We start from the raw sequence: 21,568 nt of genomic DNA, 5'->3' as shown, positions 1-21,568 counted from the left end.
GGAGTGGTTATGGGTGACCGGCACGACTACGTGGCCCTCGAATGGGTCAAGGGCGAAATTGCCGAAACGCTGAGGCAGGCGCATCAGGCCATCGAAGCCGTGCTCGACGATCCGCAGTCGGTGCCCGGCCTCGACGAGTGCCTGGCGTGCATCCATCAGGTCCACGGCAGTCTGCAGATGGTCGAGTTCTACGGCGCGGCCTTGCTCGCCGAAGAGATGGAGCACCTCGTCGAAGCCCTGCAGAACGATCGCGTCAGCCACCGCGACGAAGCCTTGCACCTGCTGTTGCAGGCCTTCGGTCAGTTACCGATTTACCTCGATCGCGTGCAAGGTGCCCGCCGTGATTTGCCGCTGGTGGTGCTGCCACTGATCAACGACTTGCGCAGTGCCCGGGGCGAAAGCCTGTTGTCCGAGACCAGCCTGTTCAGCCCGCAATTGCCCGAGCTGCCGCCGCTAAGCGCGGAAGCGCTGGCCCTGCTGGAACCGGCGGATCTGCCCAATGTGTTGCGCAAGCTGCGGCAGATGCTGCAGATGGCGCTGGTGGGATTGCTCCGCGAACAGGACGACCAGACGCATCTCGGTTACCTGAGCAAAGTCTTCACCCGCCTCGAAGCCTTGAGCGGCGAGGCACCGTTGAGCCCATTGTGGCAGGTCGCTTCGGCGCTGGTCGAAGGCATGCGCGAAGGCCGGATCGCCAACAGCCCGGCCCTGCGCAGCCTGTTCAAGGACGCCGACAAGGAACTCAAGCGTCTGCTCGAGCAAGGCATGGCCGGCCTCAACCAGCCACCGCCGCCCGAGCTGTTCAAAAGCCTGCTGTTCTATATTGCCAAAGCCGAACATCCCACCGGGCAGATGCTGACCATGAAAGATCGCTACTCCCTGGACGACGCGTTGCCCGACAGCGCGATGGTCGACGAAGAACGCGCGCGCCTGGCCGGCCCCGACCGCGATGCCATGCGCTCGGTGCTCGCGGCGTTGTGCGAAGAGCTGGTGCGGGTCAAGGAGCGCCTCGACCTGTTCGTGCGCAGCGACCGCCAGCACACCTCGGATCTGGACAGCCTGCTGGCGCCGCTGCGGCAGATCGCCGACACCCTCGCGGTGCTCGGTTTCGGCCAGCCGCGCAAGGTCATCATCGATCAACTGGCGGTGGTGCTCAGCCTCGCTCAGGGCCAGCGCGAACCGAACGACGCCACGCTGATGGACGTCGCCGGCGCCTTGCTTTACGTCGAAGCGACGCTGGCCGGAATGGTCGGCACGGTGGAACCGGAGAGCCCGGAAGACTCGCGCCTGCCAACCACCGACCTGACGCAGATCCATCAGATCGTGATCAAGGAAGCGCGTATCTGCCTGCAACAGGCCAAGGACATGATCGTCGACTACATCGACGCCGACTGGGATCGCCAGCAACTGCAACCGTTGCCAGCGCTGCTGACCCAGGTGCGCGGCGCACTGGCGATGATTCCGTTGACCCGTGCGGCGAGCCTGCTGGAAGCCTGTAACGGGTTCATCCGCGAGCATCTGCTGCTCGATCCCCATGAGCCGGGCTGGCAGCAACTGGATAGCCTCGCCGATGTCATCACCAGCCTTGAGTATTACCTCGAACGCCTGACCGATGACCCGCAGGCGCCGAGCGAGCAACTGCTGGATGTCGCGCAGAAAAGCCTGGCCAGCCTCGGCTACTTTCCTGACGAGCCGCCCAGCGAACAGCATGTGCCGGTGCTCGACGATGTGCTCAGCCCCAGCGAAGCGCTGGTGATGCAGGACCTGCAGGAACTCGATGACCCGGACATCGTGCAGTCGCTGGCCGATGTGCTGGCCAGCCCGGTGTCGGCGGTCAACCCGCCGGCGCTGACCACGCCCGGCAGTCTGCTGCCGCCACCGGCCGATGAAGAGCCGGTGGACGACGAGTTGCGTGAGGTGTTCCTCGAAGAGACCGAGGAAGTGCTCGATGTGCTGCGCGAATACCTGCCGCGCTGGACCGCCGATCCGCAGGATCGCACAGCCCTCAGTGAGCTGCGCCGGGCCTTTCACACCTTGAAAGGCAGCGGTCGCATGGTGCGTGCGCTGGTTCTCGGCGAACTGGCCTGGGCGGTGGAAAACCTGCTCAACCGGGTGCTGGAACACAGCGTCGAACCGGGCCCGGCGGTGCAACAATTGCTCGCCGATACGTTGCTGTTGCTGCCGGACCTGATTGCCGAATTCGCCATCAACCACCAGCGTCAGCGCCAGGATGTCGATCAGCTGGCGGCTCGCGCCCACGCCTTGGCCAAGGGCGACACGCCGTTGCCGGCCGAAGACGTGGAAGACGTCGCCGCGCTCGATCCGTTGTTGCTGGAGATTTTCCGCAACGAAGCCGAAACCCACCTCGCCAGCCTCAACCGCTTCCTCGATCAGGCCGCCGAACACGTGCCGTTGCAGGCCAGCGATGAATTGCAGCGAGCGCTGCACACCCTCAAGGGCAGCGCCTCAATGGCCGGCGTTTTGCCGATCGCCGAACTGGCGGCGCCGCTGGACAAACTGGCCCGGGAATTCAAGGCCCATCAACTGGCGCTGGACCTCGACGAAGTGGAATTGCTGCTGGAAGCCGAGGGCCTGTTCCGCGTCGGTCTGCGTCAGCTCAAGCACGATCCGCTGGCACCGATTGTCGGTGCGCAGTCGCTGATCAAACGTACCGAAACCCTGCTGAGTGAGCGGCTGGAGTCGATCCTCAATGCGCCGAGCAGCAGCTTGCGGGTCAAGCGTGATCCGCAACTGATCAACAACTTCCTGGCCCAGGGCATGGACATCCTGCTCGACGCCGAAAACCTCCTGCAACGCTGGCAGCAGCACCCCGGCGAACGCCAGGAACTCAGCGCGTTGCTGGATGAACTGACGACCCTCGGCGAGGGCGCGCACCTGGCAGATCTGCTGCCGGTGGATGTGTTGTGCGAAGCCTTGCTCGACCTGTATGGCGCGGTGGAAGAAAGCAGCCTGGCGGTCAGCGAGCGGTTCTTCCTTGAGGCGCAACACGCTCACGAAGCGCTGATCAACATGCTCGACGAACTGGCCGCCGGCCAGGAAATCACCCCGCAACCGCAGCGTATTCGAGCGCTGCACGAACTGCTCGACGAAAGCCTCGACCCGTCGGCCATGGGCCTGATTCGCAGCGACGGCAGTCGAACCCTGAGCATTTCCGAACTGGGCAGCGCCACTGCCGAACTGCAAAAAAGCGCCACCGGGATCGCCCCGGATGACGAGATCGTCGAGATCTTCCTCGAAGAGGCGGTAGACATTCTCGACAGCGCCGGGCAAGCCTTGCAGCGCTGGTTGAACGACCCGGAAAACGGCGCGCCGCTGTCGTCGCTGCAACGGGATCTGCATACCCTCAAGGGTGGCGCGCGAATGGCCGAGGTCGAGGCCGTCGGCGATCTCGCCCAGGAGCTGGAGAGCCTTTACGAAGGCCTGGTGGATCGCCGCTACAACCACAGCGATGCCTTGGGCCGGCTGTTGCTGCAAAGCCACGACCGCCTGGCGTTGTACCTCGATCAACTGCATGACCATCAGCCGTTGAAACCGGCGCAGGACTTGATCGACGCGATCCGCCAGTTCCGTCAGGGTCAGGCCGGCAGTCCCGAGACACCGCCCGCCGTCGCCAGCCATGACGGCCCGGGGCACGATCCGGAATTGCTGGAAATCTTCCTCGAAGAAGGTTTCGACATCATCGAAAACTCCGGTGCCGCGCTGCTGCGCTGGCAGGCCGAACCCGGTAACCGTCAGGAAGTGGAAACCCTGCTGCGTGACCTGCACACCCTCAAGGGCGGCGCGCGGATGGTGGAAATCGGCCCCATCGGCGATCTCGCCCATGAGCTGGAATACCTGTACGAAAGCCTGTCCTCCGGCACCTTGCAGGGCAGCGCCGAACTGTTTGCCCTGTTGCAGCGCGGCCATGACCGGTTGGCGCAGATGCTCGACGCGGTGCGCGCCGGCCAGCCGTGCCCGCCAGCGGATCGACTGATCAGCGCGATCCAGAATTTCAGCCACCCGGTGGCCGCACCAACGCCACCGCTGTTGTTGCCGGCTCCGGTCAAAACCGAAACCACCGTGCCCGTCCCCGAGGCCGGCGCGGACATGGTCAAGGTCTCCGCCGAACTGCTCGATGACCTGGTCAACCTCGCGGGCGAAACCTCGATTTTCCGTGGGCGTATCGAGCAGCAAGTCAGCGATGCACAGACAGCCCTGAACGAGATGGAAACCACCATCGAGCGCATGCGCGATCAGTTGCGCCGGCTCGACACCGAAACCCAGGGGCGGATTCTCAGTCGTCAGCAAGTGGATGCCGAGCGCCTGGGCTATGAAGAATTCGATCCGCTGGAAATGGATCGCCATTCGCAGTTGCAGCAGTTGTCCCGGGCCCTGTTCGAATCCGCCTCCGACCTGCTCGACCTCAAGGAAACCCTCGACCGGCGCACCCACGACGCCGAGAACCTGCTGCAACAGCAAGGCCGGATCAACACCGAATTGCAGGAAGGCCTGATGCGCACGCGCATGGTGCCGTTCGAGCGCATGTTGCCGCGGCTCAAACGCATCGTCCGCCAGGTTGCCGAAGAGCTGAACAAGGACGTGGCGTTCACCGTCGGCAACGCCGAAGGCGAGATGGATCGCAACGTCCTCGAACGCATGGCCGCACCGCTGGAGCACATGTTGCGCAACGCCGTCGACCATGGTCTGGAGCCGGCCGACGTGCGACTGGCAGCGGGTAAACCGGCCCAAGGACAGATCAGCCTCGACCTGTCCCGCGAGGGCGGCGACATCGTTTTCGACATCCGCGACGACGGCGCCGGCGTGCCGCTGGACGCGGTGCGACGCAAGGCGATCAAGCGTGGCTTGCTGGCGCCGAACGCGGAAATCAGCGACCGCGAAGTGTTGCAGTTCATCCTTCAGCCGGGCTTCTCCACCGCCGAAAAAATCACCCAGATTTCCGGGCGCGGCGTGGGCATGGACGTGGTGCACGAAGAAGTACGGCAACTGGGCGGCACCATGAGCATCGACTCGGTGCCGGGGCAGGGCGTGCATTTTCGCATTCGCCTGCCGTTCACCGTGTCGGTCAACCGTGCGCTGATGGTGCAGTGCGGTGAGGATCAATATGCGATTCCGCTGAACACCATCGACGGCATCGTCCGCGTCTTGCCGAATGAACTGGACGGGCATTTCCGCCACGATCCGCCGCGCTACGAGTACGGCGGCCAGCGTTATGAACTGTGCTACCTGGGCGAGCTGCTGAAAACCGCGCCACGGCCGAAACTGCTCGGCCAGAGCCTGCCGCTGCCAGTGCTGCTGGTGCAATGCAACGAGCGGCACATCGCGGTGCAGGTCGACGCCATGGCCGGCACCCGCGAGATCGTGGTCAAGAGCCTCGGCCCGCAATTCGCGGCGGTGCAGGGCGTGTCCGGGGCGACGATTCTCGGCGATGGCCGGGTGGTGCTGATCCTCGATCTGCTGGCGCCGATCCGCGCGATGCAGGCGCGGTTGCCGCAGCGTCCGACCGGTCACGAGATTGAAAGCGAGCCGCAGAAGCCGCTGCTGGTGATGGTGGTCGACGACTCGGTCACCGTGCGCAAGGTCACCAGCCGTCTGCTCGAACGCCACGGCATGAACGTGCTGACCGCCAAGGACGGGGTCGATGCGATGCTGCTGCTGGAAGAGCACATGCCGGACCTGATGCTGCTCGACATCGAAATGCCGCGCATGGACGGCTTCGAAGTGGCGACCCAGGTGCGCCACGATGAACGCCTGCAACACCTGCCGATCATCATGATCACTTCGCGCACCGGGCAGAAACACCGCGACCGCGCCATGGCCATCGGCGTCAACGACTACCTCGGCAAGCCGTACCAGGAATCGGTGCTGCTCGAAAGCATTGCCCTGTGGAGCAAAAAACATGCATGAGCGGCGTCATAACCAGCGCAGCAGCCAGCTCACCGGGCTGCTGCTGCCGCTGGCCGATCGCAATCTGATCCTGCCCAACGTCGCCGTCGCCGAACTGATCGACTACCAGTCCAGCGCCTTCGATCTTGATACGCCGCCGTGGTATCTGGGCCGAGTGACCTGGCGCGAACGGCAGATTCCGCTGCTGAGTTTCGAGTCGGCGTGCGGCAACAAGATCGTCATTGGCGAACGGGCACGGATCGTCATCCTCAACGCCCTCGGCGGATTGCCGACGCTGCGCTTCATTGCCTTGCTGGTGCAGGGGATTCCGCGCTCGTACAAGCTCGACAGCCAGTTGAGCTATGTCGACGTGCCGCTGTGTGCGCTGGAGCAAGCGGCGGTGCAGGTCGGGGAACAGGTGGCGAAGGTGCCGGATCTGTTGGCGCTGGAGAAGCTGTTGGTGGATGCGGGGCTGGTTTAGACGCCTAGCCCTCACCCCAGCCCTCTCCCGGAGGGAGAGGGGGCCGACCGAGGTGTCTTGGATCATCCATCGACCTGAACCACCGTGTTGATTATGGATTCAGAGCAAATCGTTCATTTCGGTGCATCTCGCCAATATCCCCCGATCAGTCCCCTCTCCCCCCGGGAGAGGGCTAGGGTGAGGGCGCTCTTGATCGTTACGCTGACCGTAATGATTTACCACCGCGCTTGATTGATGCACCCACCCGACACTCCTAAGGTAGCTCCACGACAGCGAACCCCGTGGAGTGAGCATGACAACAACAATTTCCCCCGACTCGCGCTGGACGCGGCGGCGCGACGAGAAGCAGCGTCGCCTCGACAAGGTGCGCGGGCTGGCCGACGGTGCGGTGTTGCCCACCGACAGGATCGTCGCGGCGCTTGAGGCGCTGATCCTGCCCGGCGACCGTGTGGTGCTGGAGGGCAACAACCAGAAGCAGGCGGATTTTCTTTCCCGTGCTTTGGCCAAGGCCGATCCCGAGAAGCTGCACGACCTGCACATGATCATGCCCAGCGTTGGCCGCTCCGAGCACCTCGATCTGTTCGAACGCGGTATCGCCCGCAAGCTCGATTTCTCCTTCGCCGGTACCCAGAGCCTGCGCATCAGCCAGTTGCTCGAAGACGGCTTGCTGGAAATCGGTGCGATTCACACCTACATCGAACTCTACGCCCGGCTGGTGGTGGACCTGATCCCCAACGTCGTGCTCTCGGCCGGGTTCATGGCCGACCGTGCCGGCAACATCTACACCGGCCCGAGTACCGAAGACACCCCGGCGCTCATTGAGCCGGCAGCGTTCAGCGACGGCATCGTCATCGTCCAGGTCAATCAACTGGTGGACGACGTCAGCGAACTGCCCCGTGTGGACATTCCTGCGTCGTGGGTGGATTTCGTGGTGGTGGCGGACAAGCCGTTCTACATCGAACCGCTGTTCACCCGCGACCCGCGTCACATCAAGCCTGTGCACGTATTGATGGCGATGATGGCGATCCGCGGGATCTACGAAAAACACAATGTGCAGTCGCTGAACCACGGCATCGGTTTCAACACCGCGGCCATCGAACTGATCCTGCCGACCTACGGCGAATCCCTCGGCCTCAAGGGCAAGATCTGCCGCAACTGGACGCTCAACCCGCACCCGACGCTGATCCCGGCCATCGAAAGCGGCTGGGTCGAAAGCGTGCATTGCTTCGGCACCGAACTGGGCATGGAAAACTACATCGCCGCGCGGCCGGACGTGTTCTTCACCGGGCGTGACGGTTCGCTGCGTTCCAACCGGATGTTCTGCCAACTGGCCGGGCAATACGCGGTGGACCTGTTCATCGGCGCAACCCTGCAAGTCGATGGCGATGGCCATTCCTCCACCGTGACCCGTGGTCGCCTCGCCGGTTTCGGCGGCGCACCGAACATGGGGCACGACCCACGCGGTCGCCGTCACGGCACTCCAGCCTGGCTCGACATGCGTCATGACGATTCGCAGCAACCGATGCTCGAACGCGGCAAGAAACTCGTGGTGCAAATGGTCGAGACCTTCCAGGAGGGCGGCAAACCGACCTTCGTCGAAACCCTCGATGCGGTGGAGGTGGCGAAGAAAAGCGGCATGCCGCTGGCGCCGATCATGATCTACGGCGACGACGTCACTCACTTGCTCACCGAAGAGGGCATCGCCTATCTGTACAAGGCGCGCTCGCTGGAAGAGCGTCAGGCGATGATCGCAGCGGTGGCCGGCGTCACCGCCATCGGCCTGCGGCACAACCCGAAAGACACCGAACGCTTGCGCCGCGAAGGCCTGATCGCCTTGCCCGAAGACCTCGGCATCCGCCGCACCGACGCCACCCGCGAACTGCTCGCGGCGAAGAGCGTGGCCGATCTGGTCGAGTGGTCCGGCGGCCTCTACAACCCGCCCGCCAAGTTCAGGAGCTGGTAATGCACGCACTCAACCTGCAACCGAAAACCATCACCCTCGCGGAACGGCTGGCGGACCTGGCAGTGGACGCGCTGATCGACGAAGCCGATCTGTCGCCGAAACCGGCGCTGGTCGACCGTCGCGGCAATGGTGCGCATACCGATCTGCACCTGGGATTGATGCACGCTTCGGCGCTGGCGCTGTGGCCGGCGTTCAAGGAAATGGCCGAGGCCGCGCTTGAGTTCGGCGAGATCGGCTTGCCGTTGCGTGAAGCCATCGGCCGTATCGGACGGGAAGGCGAGCAAGCCATGCTCGCCACCACCCACGGCGTGAACACCCATCGCGGGGCGATCTGGGCGTTGGGCCTGTTGGTCACGGCCGCTGCGCTGGATTCGAAGTCCGCCTGTGCCAGCGCCGTCACTCTGCGCGCTGCGCGTCTGGCGTTGCTCGATGACCGTTATGCGCCGCGCCCGCTGAGCCACGGCGCCCAAGTCGCCCAACGCTACGGCGCTCGCGGTGCCCGGGAAGAAGCGCAGCTCGGCTTCCCGTCCGTAGTGCAGCGCGGCTTGCCGCAGCTCAAACGCAGTCGCGCCGCCGGCCATGGCGAACAGAACGCCCGGCTTGATGCCTTGCTCGCGATCATGACCGACCTCGCCGACACCTGCGTCCTGTACCGCGCCGGCGAACCGGGCCTGCACGCCATGCAGCACGGCGCCCAGGCAGTGCTCGACGCCGGTGGCAGCGCCAGCCTCACCGGTCGCCGCCGCTTGCACGAGCTGGATCAACAACTCATCGCATTGAATGCCTCGCCCGGTGGCGCCGCCGACTTGCTCGCCGCCACGTTATTGCTCGACCGGATCGAGTGCGACGGCATCCTTCAGGGAGCATTTTGATGGAAACCTTATCTTTTGAATTCCCCGCCGGGCAGCCGCCACGTGGTCGGACGCTGGTCGGATGTGTCGGTTCCGGCGATCTGGAAGTGCTGATCGAACCGGGCCTCGCCGGCAAGTTGACGATCAACGTGCAGACCTCGGTCAACGGCGCGCAGCAGCGCTGGCAGCATCTGTTCGCACGGATGTTCGACGGCACCACACCGCCGGCGATGGCCATCGATATCCACGACTTCGGTGCGACCCCGGGCGTGGTGCGCCTGCGTCTGGAACAAGGCTTCGAGGAGATCGGCCATGACTGATACCTCAGCGCTTCTGCACAAACATTCATTCGTCGAACTCGGCGCCCGGCAGCGGGCGAAAGCCTTGCTCGACGCCGGTACTTTCCGCGAACTGCTCGACCCGTTTCAACGCGTCATGTCGCCGTGGCTGGAACGTCAGGGCGTGGTGCCGCAGGCCGATGACGGTGTGGTGATCGCCAAGGGCAGCCTCGACGGTTTGCCGGTGGTGATCGCGGCGATTGAAGGCGCGTTTCAGGGCGGCAGCCTCGGTGAAGTCGGCGGCGCCAAAATCGCCGGCGCACTGGAACTGGCGGCTGAAGACAACCGCAAAGGGATCCCGACCTGTGCCATTTTGCTGCTGGAGACCGGCGGCGTGCGCTTGCAGGAAGCCAACCTCGGACTGGCGGCGATTGCCGATATCCACGCGGCGATTGTCGATTTGCAGCAATACCAACCGGTGGTTGGCGTGGTGGCCGGCAGCGTCGGTTGCTTTGGCGGCATGTCGATTGCCGCCGCGCTGTGCAGCTATTTGCTGGTGACCCAGGAAGCACGCCTCGGCCTGAACGGTCCGCAGGTGATCGAGCAGGAAGCCGGGATCGAGGAATACGACTCCCGCGACCGGCCCTTCATCTGGAGCCTGACCGGTGGCGAGCAACGTTTCGCCAGTGGCCTGGTGGATCGCTATGTCGCCGATGACGTGGCGCGGATTCGCCAGCAGGTCGGCGAGTTGCTGCAACAAGGCTTGCCGCTGCAACCGCGCAGCCAGCAGGCCGAATGGTTCCTGCAACGTCTGGCGAGCCTGGACACTGACAAGCAAATCGAGCCTTCGATGGTTCGCGATCTGTATCAAGGAGAGCGCTCATGAGCGGTTATTCCGTGCGCGGTTTGAACTGGTTCAACGCCTTGAGCGCGGGTGCGAATGCTGTTGAAGGTTTGCCGCCATCGTTGAAGGTCGCCGACGGGCCACTCGGGCGCTTTATCGCCGTGGTCGCCGATCCGCAAAACCGTTTCCCTCGCGCTCGCAACGGTGAAGTCGGGTTGCTGGAAGGCTGGGGCCTGGCCAAGGCTGTGGATGACGCGATCACCGCCGACCGTGACAAAACGCAAAAGCGCCCACTGATCGCCATCGTCGATGTGCCGAGCCAGGCCTACGGTCGCCGCGAAGAAGCTCTCGGCATTCATCAGGCTCTGGCCGGTGCGGCGGACGCTTACGCCCGCGCTCGTCTGGCCGGGCATCCGGTGATTGCGCTGCTGGTAGGCAAGGCCATGTCGGGGGCGTTTCTAGCCCACGGTTATCAGGCCAACCGCTTGATTGCCCTGCGTGATCCGGGGGTGATGGTGCATGCGATGGGCAAGGCTTCGGCGGCGCGGGTGACCTTGCGCAGCGTCGAAGAACTGGAAACCCTGGCCTCCAGCGTGCCGCCGATGGCCTATGACATCGACAGCTACGCCAGCCTCGGCTTGCTCTGGGAAACCCTGTCGGTGCAGCAGATCGAACAGCCAACGGCGGAGGACCTGGCGCGGGTCGGCGAATGCCTGAAGCAAGCCATCGGCGATGTTGCCGCGACTGACTTGAGCAATCGTCTCGGCGCGAAAAATCGCGAAGCCTCCAGCCGCGTACGTGAATTGCTGAGGGCGCAGTGGTGAACAGCGTTCTCGCCCACGACCTGCTGTGGGGCATGACGCCGGCGCAGTTGCCGGCGGGTGCGCCGCAGTGGGCGATTGATTCGCTGGCCGCCGGGCAACCGGTGGTGGTGCGGCGGGCGTTGAGTGCTGAGGGATTCGTGGCGGTGGGTGTACGCGGTGTGTTGCGCGAGCAGCGGTTGGCGGCGTTCATGGCGATCGATTCGATTGGCTGTCGGGTCAGCCCGGAAGCGCTTTGTCAGGTCGAGAGCGAACGTGATCTTCCGGTCATGCACGCGCTGCGGCAACTGCGGCCGGTGCTCGATGATTGCGGTTGGATCTGGGGCGTCAGTGGCAGCGTCGGGTTTGAGCTGGCCAGTGGATTTACGGCGATGCACGAGCGCAGCGATCTCGACTTGATCCTGCGAGCGCCGCAACTGATGACCCGTAATCAGGCGCGCAAACTGGTGGCGATTTTCGATCAGGCAGCCTGCCGGGTCGACCTGCAATTGCAGACACCATTCGGTGCCGTCGCGCTGCGCGAATGGGCCGGGAATGCTTCGCGGGTGCTGCTGAAAAGTGCCCATGAAGCCTGTCTGGTCAGCGACCCATGGAACCCGCAGGAGCAGGCAGCGTGAGCAGCCTGCTGGTGTTTCCCGGCCAAGGCGCGCAGCAGCCCGGCATGCTCCAGCGCTTGCCTCGGGAAACGCTGATCGAGGCCAGCGATAGCCTCGGTGAGGATGTCTTGCGGCTGGATTCCAGCGAAGCGTTGCGCAGCACCCGGGCGGTTCAGCTCTGTCTGCTGATCGCCGGAGTCGCAGCCTCGCGGCAGCTATTACAGGACGGACTCACTGCAGATTACGTCGCCGGCCTGTCCATCGGTGCCTACCCGGCAGCGGTGGTTGCCGGAGCGTTGAGCTTCAGCGATGCGTTGCATCTGGTCAGCCTGCGGGGTGAGTTGATGCAGCAGGCTTATCCACAGGGCTTCGGCATGACCGCGATCATCGGTCTGCAATTGTCCACAGTCGAAATGTTGCTCGCGCAGGTGCACAGCGCAGAAACACCGGTGTACCTGGCCAACATCAACGCCGATAACCAGGTGGTGATTGCCGGCAGCGACAAGGCAATGCAAACGGTCGCCGAGTTGGCGCGCAGTCGTGGTGCCGGGCTGGCGAAACGTCTGGCGGTCAGCGTGCCGTCGCACTGCCCGTTGCTGGATAAGCCTGCGCAAACCCTCGCCGAGGCGTTCGCCAGGGTTGAACTGAAAACACCGAAAATCGCTTACCTGAGCGGCAGCCGCGCAAGGCCTGTGACCAAGGTAGAAGCGCTGCGCGACGACCTCGCCTTCAACATGTGCCGCGTGGTGGACTGGCGCGGCACCGTGCAAAGCGCCTACGAGCGCGGCGTACGTCTACAGATCGAACTGCCGCCCGGTGCGGTACTGACCGGGCTGGCGCGCCGGGTGTTCGAACAGGGGACTGTCACTGCCTTCGACAGTGCCCGGCTCGACACCTTGCAGGCGCTGTTGCGTGAAGAGGAGGGCCGCCGACTCTAGACCGCCGCGACTCAGGCTTCGAACAACAAAAACAACATTCGACGATGCACTTTGAGGACTACAACAATGATTATTTACGGTGTGGCGCTGCTGGCGATCTGTACGCTGGCAGGGGTGATCATGGGTGACCTGCTTGGCGTGCTGCTGGGGGTCAAATCCAACGTCGGCGGGGTCGGCATCGCCATGATCCTGTTGATCTGCGCGCGGTTGTGGATGCAGAAACGCGGCGGCATGACCAAGGACTGCGAGATGGGCGTCGGCTTCTGGGGCGCCATGTACATTCCGGTGGTGGTGGCGATGGCCGCGCAACAGAACGTCGTCACCGCCCTGCACGGCGGCCCGGTGGCGGTGCTGGCGGCAATCGGTTCGGTGGTGGTCTGTGGCTGCACGATTGCGCTGATCAGCCGTACCCACAAGGGCGAACCGTTGCCCGATGAACCGGCGGAAGTCTCCCCGGTCGGCACGCCCGTAGGAGGTCGCTGATATGTGGGATCTCATTGAAAAAGGTCTGGAGCACAACGGTCTGGTCACCGCGTTCGCCTTCGTCGGCGTGATCATGTGGGTCTCGGTGATTCTCTCCAAACGCCTGACGTTCGGGCGGATTCACGGCTCGGCGATCGCCATCGTCATCGGCCTGGTGCTGGCCTGGGTTGGCGGCACCATGACCGGTGGGCAGAAAGGCCTGGCGGATCTTTCGCTGTTCTCCGGCATCGGCTTGATGGGCGGCGCGATGCTGCGGGATTTCGCCATCGTTGCCACGGCGTTCGAGGTGCAGGCGACCGAGGCGAAGAAGGCCGGGTTGATTGGCGTGATCGCGCTGCTGCTGGGCACGATCCTGCCGTTCATAGTCGGCGCGTGCATGGCCTGGGCGTTCGGTTACCGCGATGCGGTGAGCATGACCACCATCGGCGCGGGGGCGGTGACTTATATCGTCGGGCCTGTGACCGGCGCAGCGATTGGCGCGACCTCGGATGTAATGGCGTTGTCGATTGCCACCGGGTTGATCAAGGCGATTCTGGTGATGGTCGGCACGCCAGTGGCGGCGCGCTGGATGGGCCTCGACAATCCGCGCTCTGCGATGGTGTTTGGCGGGTTGGCCGGGACCGTGAGTGGCGTGACTGCCGGGTTGGCGGCGACGGATCGGCGGTTGGTGCCTTATGGGGCGTTGACGGCTACGTTTCACACCGGGCTTGGGTGCCTGCTTGGGCCATCGCTGTTGTTCTTCATTGTTCGCGCGATTGTTGGCTGAAGATCAAGAGTTCCCTCACCCTAACCCTCTCCCGGAGGGAGAGGGGACTGACCGAGGTGAGTATTTGAGTTACGCCGACCTGAAAATCCTGAGTCGAACTCAGGTTTGAAAAAACCCCGATCTGCTCCCTTTCCCCCTCGCCCCCCTTGGGGGAGAGGGCTGGGGTGAGGGGGTAGCTCTTGATCTTGATCTAAACCCCAGCCTGGCGATTCGCATACATCCGACACTCCGCCAGCAACGCCAGCAAATTCGGATCCCGCTCTTTGGCCTTCAAGAACACCACACCAATGTGCTGCTGCAACCGGTACTTCTCCTGCAACGGAATCAGCTTCACCCGGTTCTCGTACACCGCCGCAATCCTCCCCGGCAGCAATGCATAACCGACCCCGGAGCTGACCATGCTCAGCAGGGTGAAGATGTCGTTGACCTGCATCGCCACCTTCGGCTCGAACCCCGCCTGGCGGAACACCCGAATACCGTCCTGATGGGTGGCAAAGCCTTGGGTGAGGGTGATGAAGGTTTCGTCGCGCACCTCCGCCAGATCCACTTCGCTGCGTTGGGCGAAGCGGGAATCGGCCGGGGTGGCGAGAAAGATGTCGTCGGAAAACAGCGGAATCTGCTCGCAATCCGGGTCATTGACGCTGTCGTCCAGCGACACCAGGATCGCATCGACTTCCATGTTTTTCAGCTTGTAGAGCAGGTCGATGTTCGAGCCGAGGATCAGATCGATGTTGAGTTCGCTGCGGCGGATCTTCAGGCCCATGATCAGCTGCGGCACGGTCTTCACCGTCAGCGAATACAGCGAGCCGAGCTTGAAGCGTTCTGCCGAGAACCCGGCGGCTTCGCGGGTCAGGCGCACGCTTTCGACCACGTCCTGAATCAGCTTCTGCGCCCGCTCTTCGAGTACATAGGCGCTCTCCAGCGGCGTCAGGTTGCGTCCTTCGTGCTTGAACAACGGGCAGCGCAGGGCGCTTTCCAGCGAATGGATCGCGCGGTGCACGCTGACATTGCTGGTCTGCAACTCGGCGGCGGCGCGGGCGAGGTTGCCGGTACGCATGAAGGCGAGGAACACCTCGAGTTTCTTCAGGGTCAATTCTTCGTCGATCAGCATGGCGCGGACTCTTCTTGGTATCGGTCGATTGTGCCCAAATATCAGGACAGGCGCAGGCCCGCGTTGAACGGAAACATTGCGCTTTTACGCTCAAGGCCCGAGCCTTGCGCGCTGCGGTAATGAAATCGAGGTGTGCGACACATGTATCACGGAGAAAAACTGAACGCCTGGACGCATCTGGTCGGGGCGATAGCGGCGTTTGTCGGGGGCGTCTGGATGCTGGTGATCGCCAGTCTCGACGGCAGCCCGTGGAAGATCGTCAGCGTGGCGATTTACGCCTTCACCTTGCTGGTGCTTTACAGCGCATCCACCGTGTACCACAGCGTACGCGGGCGCAAGAAAGCGATCATGAAGAAGGTCGATCACTTTTCGATCTACCTGCTGATCGCCGGCAGTTACACGCCGTTCTGCCTGGTGACCCTGCGCGGGCCGTGGGGCTGGACGCTGTTCGGGATTGTCTGGGGACTGGCGCTGATCGGCATCCTGCAAGAGATCAAGCCGCGCTCGGAGGCGCGGATCCTGTCGATCGTGATCTACGCGGTGATGGGCTGGATCGTGCTGGTGGCGGTCAAACCGCTGATCGCGGCGCTGGGGACGGCGGGGTTTGCCTGGCTGGCGTCGGGCGGCGTGTTGTACACCGTGGGGATCATCTTCTTTGCCCTTGATCACCGGTTGCGGCATGCCCACGGGATCTGGCATCTGTTTGTGATCGCCGGGAGCCTGCTGCATTTTGTGGCGATTCTGTTTTACGTTCTGTAATCGCTCCCACAGGTTTAGAAATCACCCCACAGTTGCTGCGCCACCGCCAGCGCCACAACCGGCGCGGTCTCGGTGCGCAGCACGCGCGGGCCGAGTCGGGCGGCGTGGAAGCCGTTGCCTTTGGCCTGCTCGACTTCGGCGTCGGACAAGCCGCCTTCAGGGCCGATCAGGAACGCCAGCGTCGATGGCTTGGCGTGGCTGACCAAGGGTTCGGCCACCGGGTGCAGAACCAGTTTCAGTTCGGCTTCGGTCTGTTTCAACCAGTCGGCCAGCAACACCGGCGGATGAATCACCGGCACCCGCGAACGACCGCATTGCTCGCAAGCGCTGATCGCTACCTGACGCCAGTGCAGCAGGCGTTTGTCGGCGCGTTCATCCTTGAGGCGGACTTCGCAGCGTTCGCTGAAAATCGGGGTGATTTCGTTGACGCCCAGTTCGGTGGCTTTCTGGATCGCCCAGTCCATCCGCTCGCCCCGGGACAGGCCCTGGCCGAGGTGGATTTGCAACGGTGACTCGACCTGGCCGGCGAGTTGTTCGTCGATCCTGACCGTCACGCGCTTCTTGCCGACTTCCAGCAGTGCACCGCGAAACTCGTGGCCGGAACCGTCGAACATCTGCACCGCATCGCCCTCGGCCATGCGCAGCACGCGGCTGATGTAATGCGCCTGGGCTTCCGGCAGTTCGTGTTCGCCAATGCTGAGCGGGGCGTCGATAAAGAAGCGGGACAGTCTCATTTCGGGTCTCTCTGGTTAGATCGTTCCCACGCTCCGCGTGGGAATGCAGCCCGGGACGCTCTGCGTCCCAAGAGCGGACGCAGAGCGTCCGGTGAGGCATTCCCACGCAGAGCATGGGAACGAGTCGTCAACTTAAGTAATTTAGATCAGCCCGGATCGCGGAAACCGGGATGGAAATCCTTCGGCACCGACACACTGACACTGTCGCGGGTGGCGATGTCGATGCCTTCGCTGGCGACTTCGGCGAGGAAGTCGATCTGCTCCGGGGTGATCACGTACGGCGGCAGGAAATACACCACGCTGCCCAGCGGACGCAGCAACGCGCCACGCTCCAGCGCATGCTGGAACACCTTCAGGCCGCGACGTTCCTGCCACGGATAGGCTTCTTTCGTGGCCTTGTCCTTGACCATCTCGATGGCCAGCACCATGCCGGTCTGGCGGACTTCGGAAACGTTCGGGTGATCCACCAGATGCGCCGTGGCCGACGCCATGCGCTGTGACAACGCCCGGTTGTTCTCGATCACGTTGTCCTGTTCGAAGATATCCAGCGTCGCCAGCGCCGCCGCACAGGCCAGCGGGTTGCCGGTGTAGCTGTGCGAATGCAGGAAGGCGCGCAGGGTCGGGTAATCGTCGTAGAACGCGCTGTACACCTCGTCGGTGGTCAGGCACGCCGCCAATGGCAGATAACCGCCGGTCAGGGCTTTCGACAGGCACAGGAAGTCCGGGCGGATGCCGGCCTGTTCGCAGGCGAACATCGTCCCGGTACGGCCGAAACCGACAGCGATTTCATCGTGGATCAGGTGCACACCGTAACGGTCGCAGGCCTCGCGCAGCAGCTTGAGATAGACCGGGTGATACATGCGCATGCCGCCGGCGCCCTGGATCAGCGGCTCGACGATCACCGCTGCGACGCTGTCATGATTTTCCGCCAGGGTCTGTTCCATGGCCGCGAACATGTTGCGCGAATGCTCTTCCCAGCTCATGCCCTGGGGGCGCAGGTAGCAATCGGGACTCGGCACCTTGATGGTGTCCATCAGCAGGGCTTTGTAGGTTTCGGTGAACAGCGGCACGTCGCCGACCGCCATCGCCGCCATGGTTTCGCCGTGGTAGCTGTTGGTCAGGGTGACGAAGCGCTTCTTGTTCGACTGGCCGCGGTTGAGCCAGTAGTGAAAGCTCATTTTCAGTGCGACTTCGATGCAGGACGAGCCGTTATCGGCGTAGAACACCCGGTTCAGGCCCTCTGGCGTCATTTTCACCAGACGCTCGGACAGCTCGATCACCGGCTGATGGCTGAAGCCGGCCAGAATCACGTGTTCCAGCTGATCGACCTGATCCTTGATGCGCTGGTTGATGCGCGGGTTGGCGTGACCGAACACGTTGACCCACCAGGAACTGACGGCATCCAGATAACGCTTGCCTTCGAAATCTTCCAGCCAGACGCCTTCACCGCGCTTGATCGGGATCAGCGGCAGCTGTTCGTGGTCTTTCATCTGGGTGCAGGGATGCCACAACACCGCGAGATCGCGTTGCATCCACTGGTTGTTCAGGCCCATGTTCAGTCTCCTCGAGGCGGCTCGCGTCAGGCGCGGGCAAACAATCGCGCAAGCCTATGCAATGCGTCGCGTCGGGACAACCCATTGTGTCGATTGAGCTACTTTGTATGGGCCGATAGACGTTGCTGGCGGCGTTTTGATGGCTGACGTATTCTTCGCGGTTCTTTGGGTCGTCTGACCCGCAAAACTGCTTTTTCCTACGTGTTTTTCCGGAGTTCGCTGAATGTCTGTCGGTTGGCTGCGCGCCTGTGCGCTTGTGGTGTTGGGGCTGTTTAGCGTTACGGCGCTGGCCAAGGATAAAACCGCGATCGTGATCGGCGGCGGCCTGTCGGGCCTGACTGCGGCTTACGAACTGCAGAACAAGGGCTGGCAGGTCACGCTGCTGGAAGCCAAGCCGAGCCTGGGCGGTCGCTCGGGCATGGCCACCAGCGAGTGGATCGGCAACGACAAGGCTCAGCCGGTACTGAACAAATACGTGTCGACCTTCAAGCTGAGCACCACGCCGGCCCCTGAATTCGTGCGGACCCCGGGTTACCTGATCGACGGCGAGTATTTCTCCGCCGCCGACCTGGCCACCAAGCAACCGGCCACCGCCCAGGCGCTGAAAGCCTACGAGAAGACCCGCGACGATCTGGCGCGTTCGATTGACGATCCGCAGAACCCGGCCGCGACCAACACCCTGCACGCCCTGGACCAGATCAACGTGTCGAGCTGGCTCGACAAGCAGAACCTGCCAGCCACCGCGCGTCAGCTGATCAACCAGGATATCCGCACCCACTACGACGAACCTTCGCGCCTGTCGCTGCTGTATTTCGCGCAGCAGAGCCGGGTTTATCGCGGCGTGTCCGACCGTGACCTGCGCGCTTCGCGTCTGGTCGGTGGCAGCCCGGTGCTGGCCCAGGCCTTCGTCAAGCAGCTGAAAACCATCAAGACCGATTCGCCGGTGTCCGCCATCACCCAGGACAAGGACGGCGTGACCGTCAAGGTCGGCAGCGTTGGCTATTCGGCGGATTACGTCGTATTGGCCGTGCCACTGCGCGCGCTTAACAAGATCCAGCTGACCCCGGCGCTGGACGCCCAGCACCTGGCGGCGATCAAGGGCACCAACTACGGCTGGCGCGACCAGATCATGCTGAAATTCAAGACGCCAGTGTGGGAAAGCAAGGCGCGGATGTCCGGCGAGATCTACAGCAACACCGGTCTGGGCATGTTGTGGATCGAGCCGGCCCTGAAGGGCGGCGCGAACGTGGTGATCAACCTGTCCGGCGACAACGCCCGTGTGATGCAGGCCTTCGGCGACAAGCAGATGGTCGATCAGGTGCTGATCCGTCTGCACACGTTTTATCCACAGGCCCGTGGCTCGTTCACCGGTTATGAAATCCGTCGCTACAGCACCGACCCGTCGACTGGCGGCTCCTACCTGGCCTTCGGTCCTGGCCAGATCAGCAAATTCTGGCGCCTGTGGGAACGTCCGCTGCAACGCGTAGCGTTTGCCGGCGAACACACCGACACCTTGTACCCGGGCACCCTGGAAGGCGCACTGCGCACCGGTCAGCGTGCGGCCAGTCAGGTTGAAGACCTGGCGGCGGGCAAATCCTTCGAACCGATCAAGGTCGGCCCGGCAGCGGCCACAGCAGCAGCGGCGGCAGGCGCAGCGGGTGCGGCCACGGCGGCGAAGAAAGGCAACTTCTTCACCAACCTGTTCGGCGGTTCGGACGACGACAAGAAACCGGAGCCAGTGAAAGCGCCAGAGCCGGCACCTGCTCCAGCCGCTCCAGCGCCTGCACCGACCCCGGCTCCTGCGCCAGCTCCGGTGGAAGCACCGAAGCCAGCAGCCCCGGCGAAAGCCGAGCCAGCCAAGAAAGCGGCAGCCAAGCCAGCAGCGAAGAAACCTGCGGCGAAGGCCGAGGCGAAAAAGGCCCCGGCCAAACCTGCAGCGAAAAAGGCTGAGCCGGCGAAGAAGCCAGCGGCCAAGCCTGCTGCAACGACCGATACCAAAGCGCAGTAAGGCTTTGCGGTGAATGAAAAAGCGCGGCTTTCATGCCGCGCTTTTTATTGCCTGTCAGTCGGTCCGGTGAGTGGAAATCTGCGAGCCGCCAACTAACATCCCGCCACACTTTCGCCTTTAATCTTTCCTTAACTCCCCTGTTCAAGACTCTTGATCGTATTTCTCGATATTTCAAAGCGAAATTTTCCGCTTTAAATCGATAGATAACTCGCTAGTCTTGGTTCGCAGTTCTCACAGGATTTGGGCAATGCAGCTACGTAACTCTTCTTCGCGCTACGGTTGGGTCAGCATTTTCATGCACTGGGGCGTGGCGCTGGCAGTCTTCGGATTGTTCGCACTCGGTCTGTGGATGGTGGGGCTGGATTACTACAGCACCTGGCGCAAAGACGCGCCGGATCTGCACAAGAGCATCGGTCTGGTGCTGCTGGCTGTGATGGTGTTGCGGGTGCTGTGGCGTTTTGTCAGCCCTCCGCCGCCAACGCTGCAGAGCTACAGCCGCATGACCCGCATCGGCGCCAGGTTCGGCCATGGGTTCCTCTACCTTGCGCTGTTCGCCGTGATGCTTGCCGGTTACCTGATTTCCACCGCAGACGGTGTCGGGATCCCGGTGTTTGGCCTGTTTGAAGTTCCTGCACTGGTTTCCGGACTACCGGACCAGGCAGATACCGCTGGGGTGATTCATCTGTACCTGGCGTGGGCGCTGGTAATTTTTTCCGGCCTTCATGCGTTGGCAGCATTGAAGCACCACTTTATCGATCGTGATGCGACCCTTACCCGAATGCTCGGTCGCAAAGCCTGACGTTCAACCTCGACTCAAAGGAAAAGAAAGCATGTTGAAAAAGACTCTGGCCGCTCTGGCAATCGGTTCTGCCGTGCTGTCCGCCAACGTAATGGCCGCTGACTACACCGTCGACAAAGAAGGTCAGCACGCCTTCGTCGACTTCAAGATCAGCCACCTGGGCTACAGCTTCATCACCGGTACCTTCAAGGACATCAGCGGCAAGTTCAGCTTCGATGCTGCCAAGCCTGAAGACAGCAAGATCGAGTTCGACGTGAAGACCGCCAGCGTGTTCACCAACCACGCCGAGCGTGACAAGCACATCGCCAGCAAAGACTTCCTGGACGTGGGCAAATTCGCTGACGCCAAGTTCGTCTCCACCAGCGTCAAATCCACCGGCAAGAACGCCGCAGGCAAAGACACTGCTGACGTGACCGGCGACCTGACCCTGCACGGCGTGACCAAGCCGATCGTGGTCAAGGCCACGTTCCTGGGTGAAGGCAAGGATCCATGGGGCGGCTACCGTGCCGGCTTCGAAGGTACCACCAGCATCAAGCGCTCTGATTTCGGCAAGATGATGGATCTGGGTCCACAGTCCGACAACGTCGACCTGTACATCTCGTTCGAAGGTGTCAAAGCGAAGTAATTTTCGCCAGACATACAAAAACGCCCCCGGTCTTGCGACCGGGGGCGTTTTTTA

At 62.9% G+C, this 21,568-nt stretch carries 18 protein-coding genes; 15 read left to right on the top strand and 3 right to left on the bottom strand.

Annotated features, from left to right (window positions below; all coding sequences use genetic code 11):
- Window positions 1-9 precede the first annotated feature (9 nt).
- The 11 genes from AC07N4_RS16030 to madM all read left to right on the top strand — a co-directional run bounded on the left by AC07N4_RS16030 (window position 10) and on the right by madM (window position 13,925).
- Window positions 10-5,925 carry an Hpt domain-containing protein gene (locus tag AC07N4_RS16030; RefSeq protein WP_493065693.1) on the top strand — a complete coding sequence of 1,972 codons (5,916 nt, stop codon included), beginning with the start codon at window positions 10-12 and terminating at the stop codon, window positions 5,923-5,925.
- Window positions 5,918-6,385 carry a chemotaxis protein CheW gene (locus AC07N4_RS16025; protein WP_102619704.1) on the top strand — a complete coding sequence of 156 codons (468 nt, stop codon included), beginning with the start codon at window positions 5,918-5,920 and terminating at the stop codon, window positions 6,383-6,385. The genes AC07N4_RS16030 and AC07N4_RS16025 overlap by 8 nt, the downstream gene beginning before the upstream one ends.
- Before the next feature lie 292 nt (window positions 6,386-6,677).
- Entirely contained in the window at window positions 6,678-8,348 is a 1,671-nt protein-coding gene (gene mdcA / locus AC07N4_RS16020) for a malonate decarboxylase subunit alpha (protein WP_493065694.1), read from the top strand.
- The gene (locus tag AC07N4_RS16015; protein WP_493065695.1) at window positions 8,348-9,220 is read left to right on the top strand and encodes a triphosphoribosyl-dephospho-CoA synthase; all 873 of its coding nucleotides are present in this window, start codon (window positions 8,348-8,350) and stop codon (window positions 9,218-9,220) included. Before mdcA ends, AC07N4_RS16015 begins: the two co-directional genes overlap by 1 nt.
- A complete protein-coding gene (locus AC07N4_RS16010) occupies window positions 9,220-9,519 on the top strand; it encodes a malonate decarboxylase subunit delta (protein ID WP_336838938.1) in 300 nt (99 codons plus the stop codon). Before AC07N4_RS16015 ends, AC07N4_RS16010 begins: the two co-directional genes overlap by 1 nt.
- The gene (locus AC07N4_RS16005) at window positions 9,512-10,363 is read left to right on the top strand and encodes a biotin-independent malonate decarboxylase subunit beta (protein ID WP_493065696.1); all 852 of its coding nucleotides are present in this window, start codon (window positions 9,512-9,514) and stop codon (window positions 10,361-10,363) included. The genes AC07N4_RS16010 and AC07N4_RS16005 overlap by 8 nt, the downstream gene beginning before the upstream one ends.
- Entirely contained in the window at window positions 10,360-11,145 is a 786-nt protein-coding gene (gene mdcE, locus AC07N4_RS16000; protein ID WP_192559201.1) for a biotin-independent malonate decarboxylase subunit gamma, read from the top strand. Before AC07N4_RS16005 ends, mdcE begins: the two co-directional genes overlap by 4 nt.
- Complete coding sequence (locus AC07N4_RS15995; protein WP_493065697.1) at window positions 11,139-11,759, top strand: malonate decarboxylase holo-ACP synthase; 621 nt, start codon at window positions 11,139-11,141, stop codon at window positions 11,757-11,759. The genes mdcE and AC07N4_RS15995 overlap by 7 nt, the downstream gene beginning before the upstream one ends.
- Complete coding sequence (gene mdcH, locus AC07N4_RS15990; protein WP_493065698.1) at window positions 11,756-12,676, top strand: malonate decarboxylase subunit epsilon; 921 nt, start codon at window positions 11,756-11,758, stop codon at window positions 12,674-12,676. The genes AC07N4_RS15995 and mdcH overlap by 4 nt, the downstream gene beginning before the upstream one ends.
- Before the next feature lie 66 nt (window positions 12,677-12,742).
- Complete coding sequence (madL, locus tag AC07N4_RS15985) at window positions 12,743-13,159, top strand: malonate transporter subunit MadL (protein ID WP_085709094.1); 417 nt, start codon at window positions 12,743-12,745, stop codon at window positions 13,157-13,159.
- A gap of 1 nt (window position 13,160) precedes the next feature.
- Entirely contained in the window at window positions 13,161-13,925 is a 765-nt protein-coding gene (madM, locus tag AC07N4_RS15980; RefSeq protein ID WP_493065699.1) for a malonate transporter subunit MadM, read from the top strand.
- Window positions 13,926-14,115: 190 nt separating this feature from the next.
- On the opposite strand, the gene AC07N4_RS15975 is transcribed toward madM, so the two are convergent.
- A complete protein-coding gene (locus AC07N4_RS15975) occupies window positions 14,116-15,036 on the bottom strand; it encodes a LysR family transcriptional regulator (RefSeq protein ID WP_493065700.1) in 921 nt (306 codons plus the stop codon).
- Between the two features lie 141 nt (window positions 15,037-15,177).
- Here AC07N4_RS15975 and trhA point away from each other — a divergent pair, with 141 nt between their 5' ends.
- Window positions 15,178-15,795 (top strand): PAQR family membrane homeostasis protein TrhA, encoded by a 618-nt coding sequence (trhA, locus tag AC07N4_RS15970; protein WP_007953311.1) that lies wholly within the window; start codon window positions 15,178-15,180, stop codon window positions 15,793-15,795.
- Window positions 15,796-15,809: 14 nt separating this feature from the next.
- Here trhA and AC07N4_RS15965 read toward each other — a convergent pair whose 3' ends face one another.
- On the bottom strand, window positions 15,810-16,529 hold the full coding sequence (locus AC07N4_RS15965) for a 16S rRNA (uracil(1498)-N(3))-methyltransferase (RefSeq protein ID WP_192559197.1): 720 nt from the start codon (window positions 16,527-16,529) through the stop codon (window positions 15,810-15,812).
- 146 nt (window positions 16,530-16,675) lie between these two features.
- Window positions 16,676-18,082: an adenosylmethionine--8-amino-7-oxononanoate transaminase gene (locus AC07N4_RS15960; protein WP_493065701.1), complete on the bottom strand. Its 1,407-nt coding sequence runs from the start codon at window positions 18,080-18,082 to the stop codon at window positions 16,676-16,678.
- Between the two features lie 223 nt (window positions 18,083-18,305).
- On the opposite strand from AC07N4_RS15960, the gene AC07N4_RS15955 reads away from it, so the two are divergent.
- From AC07N4_RS15955 to AC07N4_RS15945, 3 genes are all read left to right on the top strand, one after another.
- Window positions 18,306-20,090 (top strand): flavin monoamine oxidase family protein, encoded by a 1,785-nt coding sequence (locus AC07N4_RS15955; protein WP_493065702.1) that lies wholly within the window; start codon window positions 18,306-18,308, stop codon window positions 20,088-20,090.
- A 247-nt stretch (window positions 20,091-20,337) separates the two neighbouring features.
- The gene (locus AC07N4_RS15950) at window positions 20,338-20,889 is read left to right on the top strand and encodes a cytochrome b (protein ID WP_102619714.1); all 552 of its coding nucleotides are present in this window, start codon (window positions 20,338-20,340) and stop codon (window positions 20,887-20,889) included.
- A gap of 31 nt (window positions 20,890-20,920) precedes the next feature.
- Complete coding sequence (locus AC07N4_RS15945; protein WP_096817658.1) at window positions 20,921-21,514, top strand: YceI family protein; 594 nt, start codon at window positions 20,921-20,923, stop codon at window positions 21,512-21,514.
- Window positions 21,515-21,568: the final 54 nt, after the last annotated feature.

The sequence above is a fragment of the Pseudomonas sp. GW821-FHT09E04 genome (assembly GCF_059416185.1).
This window is presented reverse-complemented; position numbering and strand designations above follow the sequence as displayed.